Here is a 16,933-nt window from a genome sequence, read left to right on the forward strand (position 1 = left end):
GCGCAACACAGGGCTAGGTGCTTTGCTGATAGGAGTTTCGTTCGCCCAGCTCAGCACCCGAACGCGCCACAAATGATCGCGGCTTCCCAAGCTGAGGGCTCCTACTCTCGCTGAGACGGCCTTCTCCTGGGTACCGTCGTGGTCGTGTGTCCAGTGCACGTCGGGTTGGTCACCCGTAGGCGTGCTCCGGTTGATCGCGCGCGACTAGGGGAGCTGGTACGGGCATGGCGGTTGACGCTGCTCGATCGGAAGAGGGGTTCACGTCGGCAGGGGCCAAGCGGGTGATGAGTGCCGCGTGCCGGGCTGTGGGGCTCGATGACAGGGGCGCGGAGTTGATCCGGCTCGGGGAGAACGCGTTGTTCCGGCTGGCCCCGGTGCCTGTAGTCGTGCGTGTGGCTCGTGGGCGGGAGTGGTTGACCACGGCTCGTAAAGAGGTCGCTGTCTCGCGGTGGTTGGCGGATGAGAGGTTTCCGGCTGCTCGGATCGTCGAGGACCTTGAGCAGCCGCTCGTGGTCGACGGTCACCCCGTGACCTTCTGGCATCTGATCGTTGAGGGGGACCGGAAGGCGACGTATGGGGAGCTGGGGGCCACCCTTCGGGCTCTCCACGCTTTGACGGTGCCGGACGGGCTTGAGCTGCCCTCGTTCGATCCCTTCGACAAACAACAGCGCCGGCTTGACCGGGCCGTGATCCCGGAAGACGACAAGGTGTTCCTTCGGAAGCGTTGGCGCGAACTGCGGGACAAGTACGCCGAACTGCGCTTCGAGACGCCCAAGGGGCCGGTGCACGGTGACGCGCATGTGCAGAACCTCATGGTGGATGATCAGGGGCAGGTCATCCTGATCGACTTCGAAGCCTTCTGCTTCGATCACTCCGAGTGGGATCTCATGGTCACGGCCGTTGAACATCACAGCCTTGGGTGGCAGACCGATGAACAGTACGCCGGCTTCGTGACCGCGTACGGGCGGGACCTGTATGACTGGCCTGGGTACGAGACGCTACGGGGGCTGCAAGAGTTCGGCATGACAACATGGCTCATGCAGAACGTGCAGGAGGATGAGAGGACAGCGGCCGAGTACCGCCGGCGGATCGCTGGCCTGCGTAACGACGATGCTGCGCGCGACTGGAGGCCCTGGTAGCTGCTACTCGTCGTCGTCCAGACGGGCAAGTGCGTCCCGCACCTGGTCGTTGAAGGAGGCCACGATCGGGTTCGCCGCGTGAGCGCTCACCTCGGCATGGAAGTCGGTGACGTAGCGCTGGAAGCGGGTGGACTGAAGGGAGTCGCCGCCGTCGACTGCGAGGCTCGCGGTAGTGACGGCGGCCTCCAGTTCGCCGTTCAGTAGCTGGCTCTGCGCAAGCACCATGCGGCAGAACCCGACGGTTCGAGCGTATTTCGGATCCGTGCTGTCCACGGCGCGCTGCGCCTGCTCGACTGCTTCGTGGCGCATCTTGAGGTCGCGGAAACAGTGGCAGAGCTCGCCCATGAGTTCCGCGGAGTCGAAGTAGGCCAGCCATGTGGGGTCTTCGGTTGTGTCGGCGCGTTCGAAGTGACGTTCTGCCTCGTTCATGGCTCGGCCTGCCGCGATGCCGTCGCCTGCGTTGGACAGGGCGCGGGCCTCCATCGCCGAGTAGTTCGCCATGGCACGTGGGGTGGCGCGGCTCTTGGCGCCCTCGACTGCGGCGCGGGCCAGTTGGATCGCTTGGGTGTGGCGTCCGAGGTAGTTGGCTTGGTGGCTGAGGTTGCCGAGGATGCGGGCGCCGAACATGCGGTCGTCGATGACCTGGGTCAGGCGCAGAGTGGAGGTCAGGTAGCGATGGGCGAGCCGGTGGTTTCCGGTGTCGTACGCGGTCCATGCGAGCAGTTGCGAGACCTCTGCGGCGGCGCTGAATAACGCGGTGCCCGTCTTCTCGCTGTAGCTGGCGTCCAACAGCGGCAAGACCTCATGGCGGAAATAGTGGCGTAGGGCTTTGTGCCCGTGGCCTCCGCCGTACTTGAAGTCGAGTTGCATGAACATGCTGGCGGCGTCCCTGATGGCGCGGACGTCGCGCATGCCGACTCGTTGGTGTGCGGGTCGGTCGGCCTGGATGCCGTCGGGGCGCGCGATCATCCACGACAGGACCGCTGAGCTGAGATCTCCATCTGCGATGGTCAGCTGATCGGCGGTTGGGGCTTCGGCGCGCTCATCGGCAAGGCTTCCGAGCACGGAGAGCGCCTCGGGCACCGTGCTGGGGTATCCGACCGGCTGAGGGGCCGCTGGCCGTGCGAGGTCGAAGAAGCCGAGATCGCCAGGGGTGATGCAGCGGCCCAGTTTGGCGCTGAGGACATCCGCCATGATCACTGCTGCCTGCGGCTGGATGCCTGAACCCTCGCGCCATCGCTTCACGGAGACGTGTGTCGTTCCGAGGCTCACGCCGCGCTGCGCGGCGGCGTCCTGCATCCGCTTCGCCAGACCCTTGTTCGAGACCTTGGCTTCGTCCATGACGGCGATCAACTGCGCGTTCGGCTCTCGGCTCATGCTCCCCTGCCAACCCGAGAATGACGGCGAGTGTTCATCGTGTCACAGCAGTCTCTCGCTGGGGGGTTCATTGGTGAACCCCCTCGCGTTTGCCGGTGTTCACGTGAACCCCCTGGTGAACGCTCCCGGTCAGAGGCCTTCCGCCGTGTACTGGCTTGCGTGCAGCAAGTGGTGCCGTAAGGGCCGTCTCAGGCTCGGAAGGGAATGTGATGGATGCGGGGAATGCCAAGCACTTGGCGAGAGAGTTGGACGCGTACGCCCACTGGTTCGTGGCGCCGGATGCGTCCTCCGCTGGGCACTTCCTGACGCTGACGCTCTTCGCCGCGTGCGGCAACACGGCACGCGTCGCGCGTGATCAGACGGCCGAGTTCCTTCGGGGCGCGGGCGCGGGCGCCGGTGACGTGGTGGACGATGCCCGGCTGGTCGTCTCGGAACTGGTCGGGAACGTGGTGAACCACGCGGTGCCGGATCGGGATCTGACCCGTCCGGGTGGCTGCCGGCGCATCGATGTGATCTTCAAGGTGTGGCCGAAGTGGCTGTTCATCGGCGTTGCCGATGAAGACTCGACGCCTCCCCTGCTTCCGGCGGGCGAGACCTTCTCGCCGGGACTGGTGGGGGAACTGTCCGAGGCAGTGTTGCCGGACAGCGGGCGCGGGCTGTTCATCGCTCAACGACTGGCCACGGCTGTGTGGTGGACGCCGGGGGACGGGGGCGGCAAGACGGTTTGGTGTCGCTTCGACCTGGACGACGGGGCTGAGCACAGACCGCGCTGGTGATCTCCGATTCGCCGTCTGCGGTTTGCTCCCTCGCGATCGGGAGTCGGCGGCGGACCGGACACCGATCGGAGCTCGACCCGCTCCGGTCACGGGCGCGGTCCCTCCGGTCGTGGGAGCTCCCCTCCCGGCTGAGGGGCCGCGCCTGACAACCACATACCGAGACCGGGCCACCCCATCAGCCCTGGAAAGCGAAGGGTGGCCCGGCTGGGAACACGGCGGTTCCCGGTGCCTGATGGTACCGGGGCCGTCGTGCTGCTCGTCTGCCCTGGACCAAACAGAGTTGATGATCCGTTACCTAAATTAGGGCAGAGGTGGGCAAGGTGACTGGCGCCGGTGAGAGCTGGCTGAGCGATGGCCTCGATGACGTGATGGGCGTCGACCACGGCCTGTGGGTGCCGGGAGTCGACTATGTGACGGGCTGGCGGGAGGCTCGGGAGGCTGCCGACCGGTTGAACCGGGCGCTGCTCGGTGCGGGCTTCGAGCTGTCTGCCGTGCGGGCGGTCGCCTCGACGGGTGAGGACGGGCGCGGGGTCGTACGCCTGGCGGGCTGGCCGGAGGCGGTGGACCGGCTCGCCGGGCTCCTGGAGCAGCTCGCCGACGGTGACGGCGGTGCGGCATGAGGGGTGCTTTCGCTGGTGAGTGCTGTAGGGGCGCACGTCGCTGGCTGGAGAGACTTTGGGCAGTAGCTGCCATGGGGCGAGTGAACAGGGGGCCTTACGCTGGCCCGGCGAATCGGGCAGGTAGTGGACCTGCCCGCGGTTGTGCCCGATGGGCCCCCTGTTCTTCGAGGCTCGCCCCATGGGAGCTGCGTAAAGTCTCGGAGGCCGGCGACCCCCAGCCATCCACGCCCCGGCCCGCGACAGCCGGCCGACGCCTCGACTTCTCCGGCTGGCTGCGGCGTGGGGCGTCCGGCGACCGGACGGGACCGGCGTCCACGCCGCACGCCCGGCCGGGGCGGCCGGGCGGCCCGGCGCGCCGCAGGCGCGCCCTTGAGGAAGTGAAGGCGGTTTCGACCGATGCCGGTTGCTGCTCAGGCGCGGGGGCGTCGGGCGGGCTGTTTGTCGGCGGTGATCCGGTAGGCGAGTTCGGCACGGTCCGCGCCGATGCGCAGTTCTTCGAGGATCAGGGGGCGGTCGTCGGTGCCGTGGGTGACGCGGGCCATGTGCAGGATCGGGGTCGCGTCGGGGAGCTGGAGCGTGGCGCGCTCGTCGGGCAGCGGCATGCGGGCGCGTACCGTCTCGGTCCACGACAGCTTGTGTCCGGCCTGGGTGAGTACCCAGTAGATCGCTGCCGGAGGCTTGCAGGGCTCCTTGCCGAGCAGCGGGACAGCCTCGGCGATCTCGAAGGGGATCAGTGTGCGGTGCATGGCGCGGGTCCCGGTGCCGGGGTCGGTGAGCAGCCGGTCGGAGCCGAACAGCGCTTCTTCCTCATCGAGTTTAAGCAGTCGGCCGGTGTCCTTCGTGGTGTGGGTGCGGTAGGTGCTCGGCTCCTCGGCCTCCTGCCATACGTCACCGTTGGGCATGACGAACTTGCCCTCGGCGGTGCGGCTGATGCGCCGCTCCAAGGTGAGGGCCGGCTGGCCGTCGGAGCGTACGAAGCTGCCCTTGCCGTGCCGGACATCGATCAGCCCTTCCGCGCGCAGGGCGGCGATCGCGTTGCGGACCGTGGGGCGGGAGACGCCATAGCGGGCCATGAGCTGGGCCTCGGACGGAAGCAGGGAGTCGGGGGCGAACTCGCCCGTGAGGATCGCTTCCCTGATCGCTGCGGCCACCTGCTGGTATAGGGCTCCGGGGCGCTGGATCTCGGTCATCTCGGCTTCTCCGGGTGAGGTCGTAGGCACGTCGCACGCGCGACATCACTCGTCAGCATAAGTAGTTGCACCTCTGCCGTACAGGACTCCATAGTCGTAACTCGTAAGGACAAGTGACGTCAGTACATCGCTGGCGTCCCGACTGGCCAGGGAGGCCAAAGAAAATGCAGTCCATTCCCGTGGACACGGCGCGGCTGGGCGTACTGCGGTGCGCCATCGCGCCCGAAGCGAAGATCAGCAACCCCGAGACACAGGAGGTGAAGAAGGACCGGGATGGCAACCCCGTCTACACCGTCGCGGTCACGGTGCGGCAGGACCGGCGGCGTATCTCCGTCATCGAGATCGCTGTGACCGGTGAACCGAAGGGCATCGAGGAAGGGCAGATCGTCAAGGTCACCGGGTTGACGGCGTTCGTCTGGTCGATGGGCGAGCGGCACGGCGTCAGCTTCCGCGCCGACGCCATCACGCCCGTGCCGGGCCCGGCGCACGTCAAGGGCGGTGGCGCCTGATGGGGCCGATCCTGCTCGCCTTCGTGCTGGCGGTGCTGGCCTGGGTGCTGGTGGTCGGTGACCTGGTGCGCCGGCGCCGTCCGGCCTGGCACTGGTACCTGGTGGGCTATCCGGCCGCCGCGTGCCGGGTGGTGTTCACCTGGCGCAAGGTCGCCATGCTCAACGACCTCGCCGTGTCCCGCCGTCCGCCGCGCGGGCTGCTCGGGGACCTGGTGGTGAAGGGTGATCCGCTGCGGCCGGTGGCTCCGCGGGTCTCCTTCCCGCGCGCCACCCGCCTGGGCCTGACGGTGATCGTGCGGCTGCACGCGGGCCAGACCCCGGCGACGTACCTGAAGGCGGCGGACGCGTTCGTGCACGCGTGGAAGTTGCACGCCGTGCGGGTCACCTCGCCGGAACGCGGGCTCGTCCTGCTGACGGCGACGGCCACGGATCCATTGGAGCGGCCTGGCTTAGCCACGGCTCCGGCCGAACTCCTCTCCGCGCTGATAGGCGTGCTGGAGTCCGGCGGGGCGTGGGTGATGAACCTGCGGCTCGTGCCGCACTGGCTCATCGCCGGGGCCACCCGCTCGGGCAAGTCCACGCTGCTGGCCCGTCTGATCACCCAGCTCGCTGGGCAACCGGTGGCCCTGGTCGGCATCGACTGCAAGGGCGGCATGGAACTTGGCCTGTTCGCCGGACGGCTCAGCGCGCTGGCGACCTGCCGCAGGGAAGCGGTCGCCGTGCTCTCCGCGCTCGTGGTCGACATGCAGGACCGGATGAGCGCCTGCCGGTCCGCTGGGGTCCGCTCGATCTGGGAGCTACCCGAGAAACTGCGGCCGATCCCGGTCGTGGTCCTGGTGGACGAGATCGCGGAACTGTACCTGTCGGACGGCACCCGCGAGAGCAAGGCGGAAGCCGACCAGTGCTCCACGCTGCTGCTCCGGCTGGCCCAGCTCGGGGCCGCGCTGGGGATGCACCTGGTCGTCGCCGGCCAACGCGTCGGCTCCGACCTCGGCCCCGGCGTCACGGCCCTGCGGGCGCAGCTCGGCGGCCGCATCTGTCACCGCGTCAACGACCCCGGCACCGCAGAGATGACCCTCGGCGACCTGAACAAGGACGCCGTGGTTGTCGCCCAGTCGATCACAGCTGAGGAACGCGGCGTGGCCGTGTGCACCGGTCCGGACGGCGGCTGGAGCCGCGCCCGCTCCCACCTCACCCCCACGCAAGAGGCCGTGGCGACGGCCCGGAAGCACGCAGCCCTTACGCCGGAGCTGCCCGGCCTGACGCGCGCCCTTGCGGCGCTGGAAGGAGAAGAGAAGTGATCGGCGAAGGTACGGCGTTCACGTTCTCGGTGATCTTCGGCATCATCACCGTCCTCCTCGTCCGCTCCCGCGACGTCCGCGCCTGGGAAGCGGTCTGTGTCGGCCTCTTCGGGCTCTACCTCGGCCAGACCCCCGTGATCTACACCATCCACGGCCTCATCACCTGGCTGATCAACGGCTTCTCCCACCCCTGAGCAGAAAGGACACAACCACATGCCCATGCCCCGCGTGAGGTGCCCCCAGTGCAAGGGCGACGGAGCCCGCAAGACCTGGACCGGACGACAGCGGCGCTGCCGCGTCTGCCGCGGCACCGGAACCATTCGCTGACTTCGCACCCCATCCGACCCGCAACAGAGGAGATCCCCATGACCCACAACGCACCACCCACCACACACCCGGCCGCTACGGCGGCCCACCCCGGAAGGCCACCACCATCACCCCGCACTACCCCGCGGCTGACCGGCGCGCCGCCCTCGACCGCGCGGCGCGCCTGCGTCAGCTCCCCGAAGCGGACCGCGACGCCATCCGCCTTGCCCAAGACCCCAAGTTCGCCCGCTGGCTGGAGCAGATCACCGCCACCGGCGGCTGTGCTCACCCGGTCCACCTCTCCGGTTCGACCACCACCCTGGACGGTGCGACCGGCGAGATCCTCCACCACTACGACACCCGCAACGAGCCCGGCGAACGCCTCCTCGTCCGCTGCCGCAACCGACGCGCCACCGTCTGCCCGGCCTGCTCCCGCCTCCACGCCGGAGACACCTACCACCTCGTCCGCGCCGGCCTCCTCGGCGGCAAGAACATACCCGCCACCGTCCGCCACCGCCCCCGCCTCTTCGTCACCCTCACCGCCCCGTCCTTCGGCCCGGTCCATCGGGCCGGGGAGTTGTGCCGCCCCCGCCGCGACAGCGGAACCTGCGAACACGGCCGTCTTCTCGGCTGCGGAGCCGTCCACGCCCCGGACGCGCCGACTGTCGGCCAACCCCTTTGCGCCGACTGCTACGACTACGCGTGCCACGTGCTGTGGCACGCACACGCATCCAAACTGTGGGACCGGTTCGCCATCGACGTCCGGCGGCGCTTGGCCTCCTCGGCTGGCATCGTTCAGTCCCGCTTCGCTCAGCACGCCCGGCTCTCCTTCGCCCGCGTCGCCGAGTACCAGAAACGTGCGGCCGTCCACGTGCACGCCGTCGTCCGCCTCGACGGACCAGCGGGACCGACGGATGAACCCCCACCCTGGGGCACCGCGGAACTGCTCATCGACGCCGTGCGCGCCTCCACCCGGCGGGTCCTGGTCCGCACCCCTTACAGCCCCGCCGTGGGCGAGTTGACTTTGCGCTGGGGCGCCCAGGTCGACGCCCGGCCCCTGCGCGCCGACGGCAACGGACCCGACGATGACGCAGTCGCCGCGTACGTGGCCAAGTACGTCACGAAAGGCGCGAAGGAAACAGGCGCCGGCCTCGACCACGCGCTCTCAACCTGGGGCGACATCGAGTCGGCGCCCGTGAGCGAACACGTCCGCGCCCTCATTCGGGCCTGCTGGCGTCTTGGCGGCCTCCCCGAGTACGCGCCTCTTCGCCTCCGCGACTGGGCTCACACCCTCGGCTACCGGGGCCACATCCTCACCAAATCCCGTGCCTACTCCACCACCTACGCGGCACTCCGCGCCGAGCGCGCCCACCACGTGGGCCACGTCGACATTCCCGACGTGGTCACCGAACGGTACTGGCGCTACGCCGGCTCCGGCCACACGCCTGGCGCCGAGCTCATCGCAGCAGGAATCGCGGACGATCTGACACGGAACCGCGAGATCGTCCGCGAAGCGCTCCACAGGATGAGGGTGGGCCATTGACAAGAGGGGACCGTGAAGCGGAAAGGGCGCGCCACCTGGAGAGAGTCTGCCGGACGTTCTCGACCAAGATCGGCCCGAAGTCGGCAAGACGCCTGGCTCGTCTCCTGGAACGCCAGCCCGTGGGGAAGATCGAATGAGACAGCAGAAGGGGCCTCTTCCGAGGCCCCTTCTTGCCGCAGCCGGGCGTCAGTTCCAGATGGGATTCTGCTCAATGTCGATCCTGCCGTAGTCGAACTGCCTGCCCCTCCTCGTCGCTTCCTTGATCTTGACAGCGGCAAACAGGAAGCAAATCACGGCGTTCATCCGCTGGTAGTCCTCAGCCTTCTTCAGCGCTTCCCACCTCTCGCGCGCGTGCGGGCCGACAAGACCCTCCAAGACCTCTGTAGTCGGGCGAACGATCATCTTGCGCTCGACTTCAGCGATGCGCGCCTCAACCGTCTTGCGCATCTCGCGGTACTCCCGCGTCTTCAACTCCCGGTTCTCCCACATGTCTTTCAGTTCGTCGAGTTCGCGGCGGTCGGCCTCGACTGCTGCCCGGTCCTCTTCCGGCAGTTCGGAAGACGTCGGTGCCTCACTGAGGTCAAGACGTTCGAGGAGGTTGACCGCGGCTTCGCTCACGAAGTCTTCCAGGATCGGCGCGGAGACGACTCTGTTGCAGCGTGGGACGTCGAGCCTGTGGGTGCGGTGAATGCAAGCGTACTTAGGGCGGCTGCCCCCCGAACCGGCCATTACCCTCCCGCATCCCGTGCAGGTGACCACACCGCGCAGCAGATAGAACCGGCTCGGCCGCTTGCCGTTCGCCGACTGTGCGGCGCGGTACTCACGGCGCGTCTGGGCTTCCAGCCACATGCCGCGGTCAATGATCGCGGGCCACTCGCCGTCGCCGATCTCCTCGCCGCGGAAGACGCGGATGCCCGACACGTGGCGGCTGCCGAGAACATCCCGAACCCGCGGGGGACTCCAGTTGCGCCCTTCGGCGGTCTTCTCGCCGCGGTGGTACAACTCCTTGGCGAGTTGGACCGGGCTCACACCATCGAGATAGCGGGTGAAGATCTCCCGAACGATGGCGGCCTCTTCCGGGATGATCACCGTGCCGGTCTTGTCGTACCCGTAGCGACGCTTGCCGGTGTGCGGCCTCCCGTCCTGGGCACGGTCGATCATGGAATCGATCAGTCGGCGAGACGTGTCGTCACTGGAGCGGCACGCGTGCGCGACTTCGATGCGCAGAAAGAACCGGTCGTCGGGGTCCGCGAGATCGCGCCGGTTCGCCTGGCCGTGCAACGTGATGTCGTGGTCGTCGGCGATCTGCAACAACTCTTCGAGGTCGCGCGGCTGCCGCATCAACCGGTCCGGGTGGTACGTGAGAACGTGGCGGGTGCGGCCCTTGCTCGCCTCGGAGAGAAGTGCGTCCCATCCCGGGCGCTTGCGCTTCCGCTGCCATGCCGACCGGTTGTTGTCCACGAAGACCTGGTCTTCGTCGACGATGAGCCCAAGGCGGTCGGCCACGTCACGGCAGATGCGCTCCTGGCGCTCCACTCCGGTCTGATCGTCATCGTTCACGTGAGAAATGCGGCAGTAGATCGCCGCGGACTCCCCAGTCCAGTCGGAACGGTGCTTCTTGGTCCTCTGTGTTCCGGCCGCCTGTCTGGCCCTGAGGGCTCGCCTTAACTGGGCGTCCGTCTGCTGGTTCCTGTCGTCTTCAGCCATGGAAAAAGGCTATGAGCACGGCATGGTCCACGTCGTCCGGTCCCGCTGCCGGCCCGGCCTAGCAGAAGCCGTTGAGCTCCCACCAATCGCCGTCGGTCCGCTGGCCGGACGTCAGGGTGCCCGTGTCCCGTCCCCGGTAGGTGACCAGCCAGCCCGGGTGGCCGGGGTAGCCGTCGATCACGTACTTCGTGTTGGTCACGGCGGCGAGATCGGGACGTCCGTCGCCGGAGAAGTCGCCGACCGATATCAGGTTTGCCATGGCCTTCCAGCCCTTTGAGCCGACGAGCTTGCGCTTGCCGAGCTTGCCCTTGGACGTGCCGGGGTAGAGCCACAGCTTGCCGGTGGACGCCTCGCGTGCGTAGAGGTCGGGACGGCCGTCGCCGGTCACGTCGCCCATGGCGACGAGCGCGTTCATCTTGTTCCAGCCGCTGGAGCCGATGAGCTTGCGCTTGCCGAGCTTGCCCTTGGACGTGCCCGGGTAGAGCCACAGCTTGCCCGTGGCCTTCTCGACCGCGATCAGATCGGAGCGCCGGTCACCCGTCAGATCGCCGAAGGCGGTGATGTGGTTCATGGACTTCCAGCCCGAACTGATGAGCTTGCGCTTGCCGAGGGAACCGGTACCTGTGCCGGGGTAGAGCCACAGCTTGCCGGTGGACGCCTCGCGGGCGATGAGGTCCTCACGGCCGTCACCGTTGAAGTCGCCGTGGCGGGTGAGGGCGTTCATCTTGTTCCAGCCGCTGGAGCCGATGAGCTTGCCCTTGCCGTTGCCCGGAGTGAACCAGAGCCGTCCGGCCTTGTCGCGGACGATCATGTCGGCCCTGCGGTCGCCGTTCATGTCCCCGAAGCCCAGCGCCTTCGGAGAGGTCTCGGAATACCAGCGCGGGTAGGCGGGCGAGGAGCACTCGCGCTTGGTGCGGACGAACTTGATCGAGCTGGTGGTCGCGTCCGGGCCCCAGGCCCACTCGCCGGCCTTGTTCGGCCTCTGGGCCCAGTAGCCGCCCCCCGGCACGTAGTTCTTGTCCTCGTAGAGGCAGGCGAACTTCTTCGTGCGGTTGGTGTAAGTGTGGATCTTGTTGTCCCAGCTGCCCAGGGACGCGACGTTCTTGTTCGTCTTCCACATCGAGCCGCTGGGGCTCTTGCCCTTCCACCCGCAGAAGTAGCCCGCCGGGCAGCTGTTCGAACTCGCGGCCGCCGGAGCGGCGTTCACGGCGGCCAGACCGGTGCCGGTGAGTACGAGGCCGACGAGTGTCGCCATGCCCCGGTTGAAACGGTTCTGCATGTGCGGTGTTCCCCCCCCCATTGACGCGCGCCGGCACCTTGTCCCCACAACGAGCCGGGATTTCCACGAAGTTGCTGTGGATCCCCGACGGCTGTCCGACGCAAGCCAACTGATCGTAAAGTACGTTGAGCCCCTTCGTCGGGAGACGGTCACTGGACCGGCGGGGGCGGCTGGGACCCGCCCAGGTCAGCGCCCGTCAGCCGACCGAGTCCATGAAGCCCAGCATCCGGCGGTTGACCTCGTCCGCGTGGTCGATCTGCGGTCCGTGACCGGTGTTCGAGACGATCTCGGCCCGGGCGCCCTGTATCAGCCGCGGAACGCGCTCCACTTGCCGCTTCGCATGTACGAGGAGGCTTCGCCTGCCGAGTACCAGATAGAGCGGGGTGTGGACGGTGGACAGCTCCTGCTCGGACAGGGGCAGTGGAGACGGGCGGCGAATGCGGTGGGCGCGGACGGCCGCTCTGGTCATCGCGCGCAGCTGCGGTACGACGAGGACCGGCTGCTCCAGCCAGGCCGCCAGTCGGGGGCGCAGCGCCTTGGGCGCGAAGGTCGCGAAGAGGCCGGCGAAAATCCAGACGAAGAAGCGCGGGCCGACCTTCTCCAGGCCGCCGGGATCGAGCAGGGTGACCGAGGCGAGGCGTGCGGGCCTGCGGTGCGCCTGATTCAGGGCGAGCCATCCTCCGTAGGAGGAACCGACCAGGTGGACGCGGTCGAGGCCGAGTCCGGCGAGTGTCTCGTCCAGCCACTGGGCGGCACGTTCGGGCTGGTGAATGGGTTCACGCTGAACGCTGCGGCCGGGGTCGCCGGGTGTGTCGATCGCGTAGACGGGGCGCTCGGCGCTGAGCGCCGGAGTGTTCGGGTACCACATGGCGGAGCAACTGCCGGCGCCATGCACCAGGACCACCGGGGTGCGGGAGGCGCCGGCCGGGTCGTCGGGGCCGTACCGGTAGACGTGCGTCGTCCCGAAGCTGGTCTCCACATCCTCCTGCGCGACAGCCGGCGCCCCCATGGCGTAGACGGCGTCGCACGCGGAGAAGTAGCGCTCACGCAGGGCGTCGCTCACATATCGCCCTACGTCGGGCCGGAGGCGTTCGCGGGTCGTGGTCTCGGGCACGGAAGGCCACCTCCAGAGGCAACAACTCGTTCATGATACAGCCGTATCATCAACTTGATACGGCTGTATCATGAAAATGGCCGGATCGGGTCGGGCAACCAGCACAGACGGTGGACGAGAGGCGCAGCCGATGCCGAAGCGCGTGGACCACGCACAACGACGAACCGAGATCGCCGAGGCACTCGTCAGGGCCGCGGGGCGGCGCGGACTGCACGCCGTGGGGATGCGCGACGTGGCAGCGGAGGCCGGCGTGTCACTGCGGCTGGTCCAGTACTACTTCGAGACCAAGGAGAAGCTGCTGCTCTTCGGGCTGCAACATCTGACGGAGAGGTTCGAGGAACGGGTCGCCGCCCGGGTTCGGGCAGCCGGGGCCAGTCCGGGCCCCCGCGCGGTGATCGAGGCACTTCTGATGGCGGCACTCCCGACCGATGACGAAAGCCGCACCTTCCACTTCCTCTACACCTCGTACGCCGTCCTGGCCGTGACCGACGAGGCGCTTGCCGCCCAGCCCTTCATCGCGAACCCCGATGCCGCCGAGGACACCCTCACCGGGCTCCTCCGGCAGGCGCGAGGGGCCGATCTCACCGGGCCCGGAATCGACGCGAGAGACGAAGCGGTCAGCCTGCTCGCCATGTCGGCCGGACTCGGCACCAGCATCCTGGTCGGCCAGCGCAGCCCGGAGTCCGCAGCCGCGGTCCTGAACCGTCACCTGGACCGGATCTTCCAGGTCGTTTGACGGGGTTCGCCGACGAGGCGGGTGCGATAAGGGCGATCGAGGGGCAGGGTGGCTCTGCCGGAGCTCCGACACACGGAGGCTGACGCGGCCGACCGCATGAGACGGCCCTGCGCTTACTTCTTCCCATCACGAGCCTGACGGGATCAGGATCCTGCCGCCGCTCAGCCGGCGCGCCGGTCCGTGGAGACCAGCCACCGCCAGCGGTGGCGTTCCGTTACGAGGGTGGCGGCCACGAGGAGAGACACGAGCACCGCCGCATAGCCAGGCCATGCCGACCATGCGGCGATCACGGCAGCGGCGAGCTGGAGCAGCACGAGCAGGATCGTGACCGTACCGGAGACAGGAATGATCACCTGCTTCTTGTCCCCCGGAGTGGAGAAGACGGTCGGCAGTCCGATCAGTACCACCACGGCCAGGACGGCGAGCACCCATGAGTACTTGGACAAGGCCCACGGTGTGGCCACCCAGGCGACGAGTTCAGCGGTGAAGCGCAGGGCGGATGCGATGCGGTCGTCCGGTTTCTTCATATTCGCCCCCCACGGGCCATGTCGACCACCAGCGAAGGATGTTACGCCGAACCACGCGACGCCGGGCGCTCAGCAAGCGGCTCGGCTGCGGGCGTGAAGTGTGGGACGAGTCCTGAATGGGGCTGTGAACGCGGTAGCCGTGTGTGAGTAGGGCTCTCCGGATGTGAGGCCCCGGCGCGGGGGTGGGTTGACAGGTCGGTGGCCCTCTTCCTGGTGGCCGGTGGTCGGCGACCGCAGGGCGGGTTGGACGGGCGAGGAATCGCTTCGCAGCCTCGTGCGTTGAGGACAACGGGTATGGGATGCCGGTGGTGTGCGAGCCGAGCAGCCCGAACGACCGAGCTGACAGATATTGGAGGGGCCCGTAATGGCTGCGCAGACGCAGAGGGCAGTGCTGGCCGGCGGATGCTTCTGGGGCATGGAGGAGCTGATCCGCCGTCTCCCGGGCGTGACGGCGACCCGGGTCGGATACACGGGGGGTGACGTGCCGAACGCGACGTACCGCAACCATGGCACGCACGCGGAGGCCATTGAGATCCTTTTCGACCCCGCGAAGACCGACTACCGCGCGCTCCTGGAGTTCTTCTTCCAGATCCACGACCCGAGCACCGAGAACCGCCAGGGCAACGACATCGGCCTCAGCTACCGCTCGGCGATCTACTACGTGGACGACGAGCAGAAGCGGATCGCCGAGGACACGATCGCGGATGTGGACGCCTCCGGACTGTGGCCCGGCAAGGTCGTCACCGAGGTGGAGCCGGTCGGCCCCTTCTGGGAGGCCGAGCCCGAGCACCAGGACTACCTGCAGCGTTACCCGGACGGATACACCTGCCACTTCCCGCGCCCGGGATGGCGGCTGCCCGCCCGCGCGGAGGGCTGACCGCGAGGCGGCCTGACGGAAAGCGGAGGCCGACCGGCAGAGGCAGCGGGACCGACCGTCGTGGGCCGCGGCTGACTACCCGTCCGCGACATGGATGACGACCTTGCCACGCCGGTGCTCCCCGTTGAGCGCCTCGTACGCGGCGCGGGTTTGTGCCAGGGGAACGACCCGGTCGATCTGCGGGGTCAGCCGTCCGCTCGTGATCAACTCGCTGATGGAGTCGAGCCCGTCACGGTCCGGCTCGACGACGAAGAACACTCCGTGCGCAGCAGGGCCTCGGGCCGCCCTGGGGTCGGGGGGCGTCACGATGCTGACGAGGACGCCGCCCGGGCGCAGAACGGTCCAGGACCGGGTCTGGGTGTCGCCGCCGACCGTGTCGAATACGACGTCCACGTCTGCCACGTGGTCGTCGAACCGGCCGCCTGCGTAGTCGATGACCTTCCGGGCGCCGAGGCCCGCGACGAATTCGGTATCGCGGGCCGAGGCGGTCGCGGTGACCCGTGCGCCCAGCGCGGCAGCGATCTGTACGGCGAACGAGCCGACGCCTCCGGCGCCGCCGTGGACGAGGACATGCTGGCCGGACTCCAGGTGAGCCTGGCCGACCAGTCCCTGCCACGCCGTGAGCGCCGGCAGCGGGACGGCCGCCGCGCTGCGGTGGTCCAGTCCGGCCGGCTTGGCGGCGAGGATCCCGGCCGGTACGGCGACGTACTCGGCGGCGGCTCCGTCACGCAGGAACGGGATGAGTCCGTACACCTCGGCACCCAGGGCCGGAGCTGTGACACCGGCCCCGTGCTCGACCACGACACCGGACACCTCGTGCGCGGGAATGACGGGTGTCCGTTCTTGCCCGGATCCGTCGAAGCTGTCGGTCCAGGTGGCGTCCCAGGCAAGCTCTCCTGCGGTGATGGAGGCGGCCCGTACCGCGACGACGACGTCGCCGGGCCCGGGCTGCGGACGCGGCGCGGTCTCGTAGACCAGCTGTTCGGGACCTCCGCGCCGGTGAGCGCGTACTGCGCGCATCGTGTCCATGAGGCGATCACCTCCTGATGATGGGCGGTGCCGTGCCGAAGGCCACGCCGTCACCACCAGCCTCACAGGTACGACCGGCGCCAGGTATCGCCCATTCAAGGGATCCGTGCTGCCGCGCCGTGCCGATCGAGCACCACACAGCCGACCCGGTAGGCGGAAGCGGCCCCCGGTTCATGCGCCGGCCGGGTCCGTTCAACTACGCAACTACGAACGCGTCGGACTGTCGCGCGGACCGGCTCGTCATCCGAGTAGGTGGGCAAGAAGCCGGTCTCCAACGGGATAGGGGCGTTCTCGGGGCAACAGCCGGGCGGCGGACTCCAGATCGCCACCGTTGACCAGTGCGTGGATCTCGTGGGCGAGTGGGGTCACGTCGCGGATGGCGACCGTCCACTCGTCCGCGTAGCGTCGTGCGGCCTCACCGGAGAGGCCGAGTTGCAAAGACCGGTACGGCAGGGGTCGCAGGTGCAGATCCCGCTCGGGGTCCCACTGCACGCGAGCGGGCGCGCGCTTCAACTGACGCTGCCAGGCGGCCCGGTCGGGGTGTACCCCGCGGACGTAGCTCGACAGGCACGCGTGACGCAGCGCCCACTCGAAGCCGTCACGGCTGATCTCGACCGCGAGAACGGTCTCCTGCCCCTCCTTGGCGCCCCAGCCGCATCGGTACATCATCCACAGAAACGACGGCTTGACCCACGTCATCCTGTCGCGCTTCCACGCGGCGGGGAAACGGCCCTCGCGGACGGCGGGCAGGCCGATTTCCGGGGCGTACGCCTGGTAGACGGTGATCGTGGAGTCCGCGTGGGCCGCACGGATCCCGCGTTGCGGTTGTTCCATGGCGTACAGCCTGGAGTCAGCCGTTTCAGGCGGCCACTGATTTTCGACTGCCGTTTCACTGCGACGGAG

Annotated in this window: 17 protein-coding genes; 9 read left to right on the forward strand and 8 right to left on the reverse strand. The window is 68.3% G+C overall.

Annotated elements, in window-relative coordinates:
• Window positions 1-224 precede the first annotated feature (224 nt).
• Window positions 225-1,139, forward strand: a complete 915-nt coding sequence (locus CG719_RS19545; RefSeq protein ID WP_100569938.1) for a phosphotransferase enzyme family protein — start codon at window positions 225-227, stop codon at window positions 1,137-1,139.
• A 3-nt stretch (window positions 1,140-1,142) separates the two neighbouring features.
• Here CG719_RS19545 and CG719_RS19550 read toward each other — a convergent pair whose 3' ends face one another.
• Window positions 1,143-2,516, reverse strand: a complete 1,374-nt coding sequence (locus CG719_RS19550; RefSeq protein ID WP_100569939.1) for a sporulation protein — start codon at window positions 2,514-2,516, stop codon at window positions 1,143-1,145.
• Between the two features lie 209 nt (window positions 2,517-2,725).
• Here CG719_RS19550 and CG719_RS19555 point away from each other — a divergent pair, with 209 nt between their 5' ends.
• Window positions 2,726-3,292: an ATP-binding protein gene (locus CG719_RS19555; RefSeq protein ID WP_100569940.1), complete on the forward strand. Its 567-nt coding sequence runs from the start codon at window positions 2,726-2,728 to the stop codon at window positions 3,290-3,292.
• 311 nt (window positions 3,293-3,603) lie between these two features.
• A complete protein-coding gene (locus CG719_RS19560; protein WP_442802735.1) occupies window positions 3,604-3,912 on the forward strand; it encodes a hypothetical protein in 309 nt (102 codons plus the stop codon).
• Between the two features lie 410 nt (window positions 3,913-4,322).
• Here the strand turns inward: CG719_RS19560 and CG719_RS19565 are convergent, their stop codons facing one another.
• Window positions 4,323-5,102, reverse strand: a complete 780-nt coding sequence (locus CG719_RS19565; protein ID WP_100569941.1) for a GntR family transcriptional regulator — start codon at window positions 5,100-5,102, stop codon at window positions 4,323-4,325.
• A 164-nt stretch (window positions 5,103-5,266) separates the two neighbouring features.
• Here CG719_RS19565 and CG719_RS19570 point away from each other — a divergent pair, with 164 nt between their 5' ends.
• The 4 genes from CG719_RS19570 to CG719_RS19585 all read left to right on the forward strand — a co-directional run bounded on the left by CG719_RS19570 (window position 5,267) and on the right by CG719_RS19585 (window position 8,761).
• On the forward strand, window positions 5,267-5,611 hold the full coding sequence (locus CG719_RS19570; protein WP_100569942.1) for an SCO3933 family regulatory protein: 345 nt from the start codon (window positions 5,267-5,269) through the stop codon (window positions 5,609-5,611).
• Window positions 5,611-6,912, forward strand: coding sequence for an FtsK/SpoIIIE domain-containing protein (locus tag CG719_RS19575; RefSeq protein WP_100569943.1), 1,302 nt, complete (start codon window positions 5,611-5,613; stop codon window positions 6,910-6,912). Before CG719_RS19570 ends, CG719_RS19575 begins: the two co-directional genes overlap by 1 nt.
• A complete protein-coding gene (locus CG719_RS19580) occupies window positions 6,909-7,106 on the forward strand; it encodes a hypothetical protein (RefSeq protein WP_100569944.1) in 198 nt (65 codons plus the stop codon). The genes CG719_RS19575 and CG719_RS19580 overlap by 4 nt, the downstream gene beginning before the upstream one ends.
• A gap of 296 nt (window positions 7,107-7,402) precedes the next feature.
• The gene (locus CG719_RS19585) at window positions 7,403-8,761 is read left to right on the forward strand and encodes a replication initiator (RefSeq protein ID WP_100569945.1); all 1,359 of its coding nucleotides are present in this window, start codon (window positions 7,403-7,405) and stop codon (window positions 8,759-8,761) included.
• Between the two features lie 186 nt (window positions 8,762-8,947).
• Here the strand turns inward: CG719_RS19585 and CG719_RS19590 are convergent, their stop codons facing one another.
• From CG719_RS19590 to CG719_RS19600, 3 genes are all read right to left on the reverse strand, one after another.
• A complete protein-coding gene (locus tag CG719_RS19590) occupies window positions 8,948-10,468 on the reverse strand; it encodes a recombinase family protein (RefSeq protein ID WP_100569946.1) in 1,521 nt (506 codons plus the stop codon).
• A 58-nt stretch (window positions 10,469-10,526) separates the two neighbouring features.
• Window positions 10,527-11,747 carry an FG-GAP-like repeat-containing protein gene (locus tag CG719_RS19595; protein WP_100569947.1) on the reverse strand — a complete coding sequence of 407 codons (1,221 nt, stop codon included), beginning with the start codon at window positions 11,745-11,747 and terminating at the stop codon, window positions 10,527-10,529.
• Between the two features lie 196 nt (window positions 11,748-11,943).
• On the reverse strand, window positions 11,944-12,861 hold the full coding sequence (locus CG719_RS19600; protein ID WP_100569948.1) for an alpha/beta fold hydrolase: 918 nt from the start codon (window positions 12,859-12,861) through the stop codon (window positions 11,944-11,946).
• A gap of 130 nt (window positions 12,862-12,991) precedes the next feature.
• Here CG719_RS19600 and CG719_RS19605 point away from each other — a divergent pair, with 130 nt between their 5' ends.
• On the forward strand, window positions 12,992-13,597 hold the full coding sequence (locus tag CG719_RS19605) for a TetR/AcrR family transcriptional regulator (RefSeq protein WP_100569949.1): 606 nt from the start codon (window positions 12,992-12,994) through the stop codon (window positions 13,595-13,597).
• 161 nt (window positions 13,598-13,758) lie between these two features.
• Here the strand turns inward: CG719_RS19605 and CG719_RS19610 are convergent, their stop codons facing one another.
• A complete protein-coding gene (locus CG719_RS19610) occupies window positions 13,759-14,124 on the reverse strand; it encodes a hypothetical protein (protein ID WP_100569950.1) in 366 nt (121 codons plus the stop codon).
• A gap of 364 nt (window positions 14,125-14,488) precedes the next feature.
• Here CG719_RS19610 and msrA point away from each other — a divergent pair, with 364 nt between their 5' ends.
• Window positions 14,489-15,001, forward strand: coding sequence for a peptide-methionine (S)-S-oxide reductase MsrA (gene msrA, locus CG719_RS19615; RefSeq protein ID WP_100569951.1), 513 nt, complete (start codon window positions 14,489-14,491; stop codon window positions 14,999-15,001).
• A gap of 75 nt (window positions 15,002-15,076) precedes the next feature.
• Here the strand turns inward: msrA and CG719_RS19620 are convergent, their stop codons facing one another.
• Together CG719_RS19620 and CG719_RS19625 are read right to left on the reverse strand one after the other, a co-directional pair.
• Entirely contained in the window at window positions 15,077-16,030 is a 954-nt protein-coding gene (locus CG719_RS19620; protein ID WP_199836688.1) for an NADP-dependent oxidoreductase, read from the reverse strand.
• A 240-nt stretch (window positions 16,031-16,270) separates the two neighbouring features.
• Window positions 16,271-16,864, reverse strand: coding sequence for a DUF4291 domain-containing protein (locus tag CG719_RS19625; RefSeq protein ID WP_100569952.1), 594 nt, complete (start codon window positions 16,862-16,864; stop codon window positions 16,271-16,273).
• Between the last annotated feature and the right edge of the window lie 69 nt (window positions 16,865-16,933).

It is taken from the genome of Streptomyces sp. CB01373, assembly GCF_002803075.1.
Taxonomy (GTDB): Bacteria; Actinomycetota; Actinomycetes; order Streptomycetales; family Streptomycetaceae; genus Streptomyces.

Excerpts from the sequence above, each read along its gene's own strand:
- CG719_RS19545 (WP_100569938.1), top strand. The coding sequence starts at position 225 with ATGGCGGTTGACGCTGCTCGATCGGAAGAGGGGTTCACGTCGGCAGGG.
- CG719_RS19550 (WP_100569939.1), bottom strand. The coding sequence starts at position 2,516 with ATGAGCCGAGAGCCGAACGCGCAGTTGATCGCCGTCATGGACGAAGCC.
- CG719_RS19555 (WP_100569940.1), top strand. The coding sequence starts at position 2,726 with ATGGATGCGGGGAATGCCAAGCACTTGGCGAGAGAGTTGGACGCGTAC.
- CG719_RS19565 (WP_100569941.1), bottom strand. The coding sequence starts at position 5,102 with ATGACCGAGATCCAGCGCCCCGGAGCCCTATACCAGCAGGTGGCCGCA.
- CG719_RS19570 (WP_100569942.1), top strand. The coding sequence starts at position 5,267 with ATGCAGTCCATTCCCGTGGACACGGCGCGGCTGGGCGTACTGCGGTGC.
- CG719_RS19575 (WP_100569943.1), top strand. The coding sequence starts at position 5,611 with ATGGGGCCGATCCTGCTCGCCTTCGTGCTGGCGGTGCTGGCCTGGGTG.
- CG719_RS19590 (WP_100569946.1), bottom strand. The coding sequence starts at position 10,468 with ATGGCTGAAGACGACAGGAACCAGCAGACGGACGCCCAGTTAAGGCGA.
- CG719_RS19595 (WP_100569947.1), bottom strand. The coding sequence starts at position 11,747 with ATGCAGAACCGTTTCAACCGGGGCATGGCGACACTCGTCGGCCTCGTA.
- CG719_RS19605 (WP_100569949.1), top strand. The coding sequence starts at position 12,992 with ATGCCGAAGCGCGTGGACCACGCACAACGACGAACCGAGATCGCCGAG.
- CG719_RS19610 (WP_100569950.1), bottom strand. The coding sequence starts at position 14,124 with ATGAAGAAACCGGACGACCGCATCGCATCCGCCCTGCGCTTCACCGCT.
- msrA (WP_100569951.1), top strand. The coding sequence starts at position 14,489 with ATGGCTGCGCAGACGCAGAGGGCAGTGCTGGCCGGCGGATGCTTCTGG.
- CG719_RS19620 (WP_199836688.1), bottom strand. The coding sequence starts at position 16,030 with ATGGACACGATGCGCGCAGTACGCGCTCACCGGCGCGGAGGTCCCGAA.
- CG719_RS19625 (WP_100569952.1), bottom strand. The coding sequence starts at position 16,864 with ATGGAACAACCGCAACGCGGGATCCGTGCGGCCCACGCGGACTCCACG.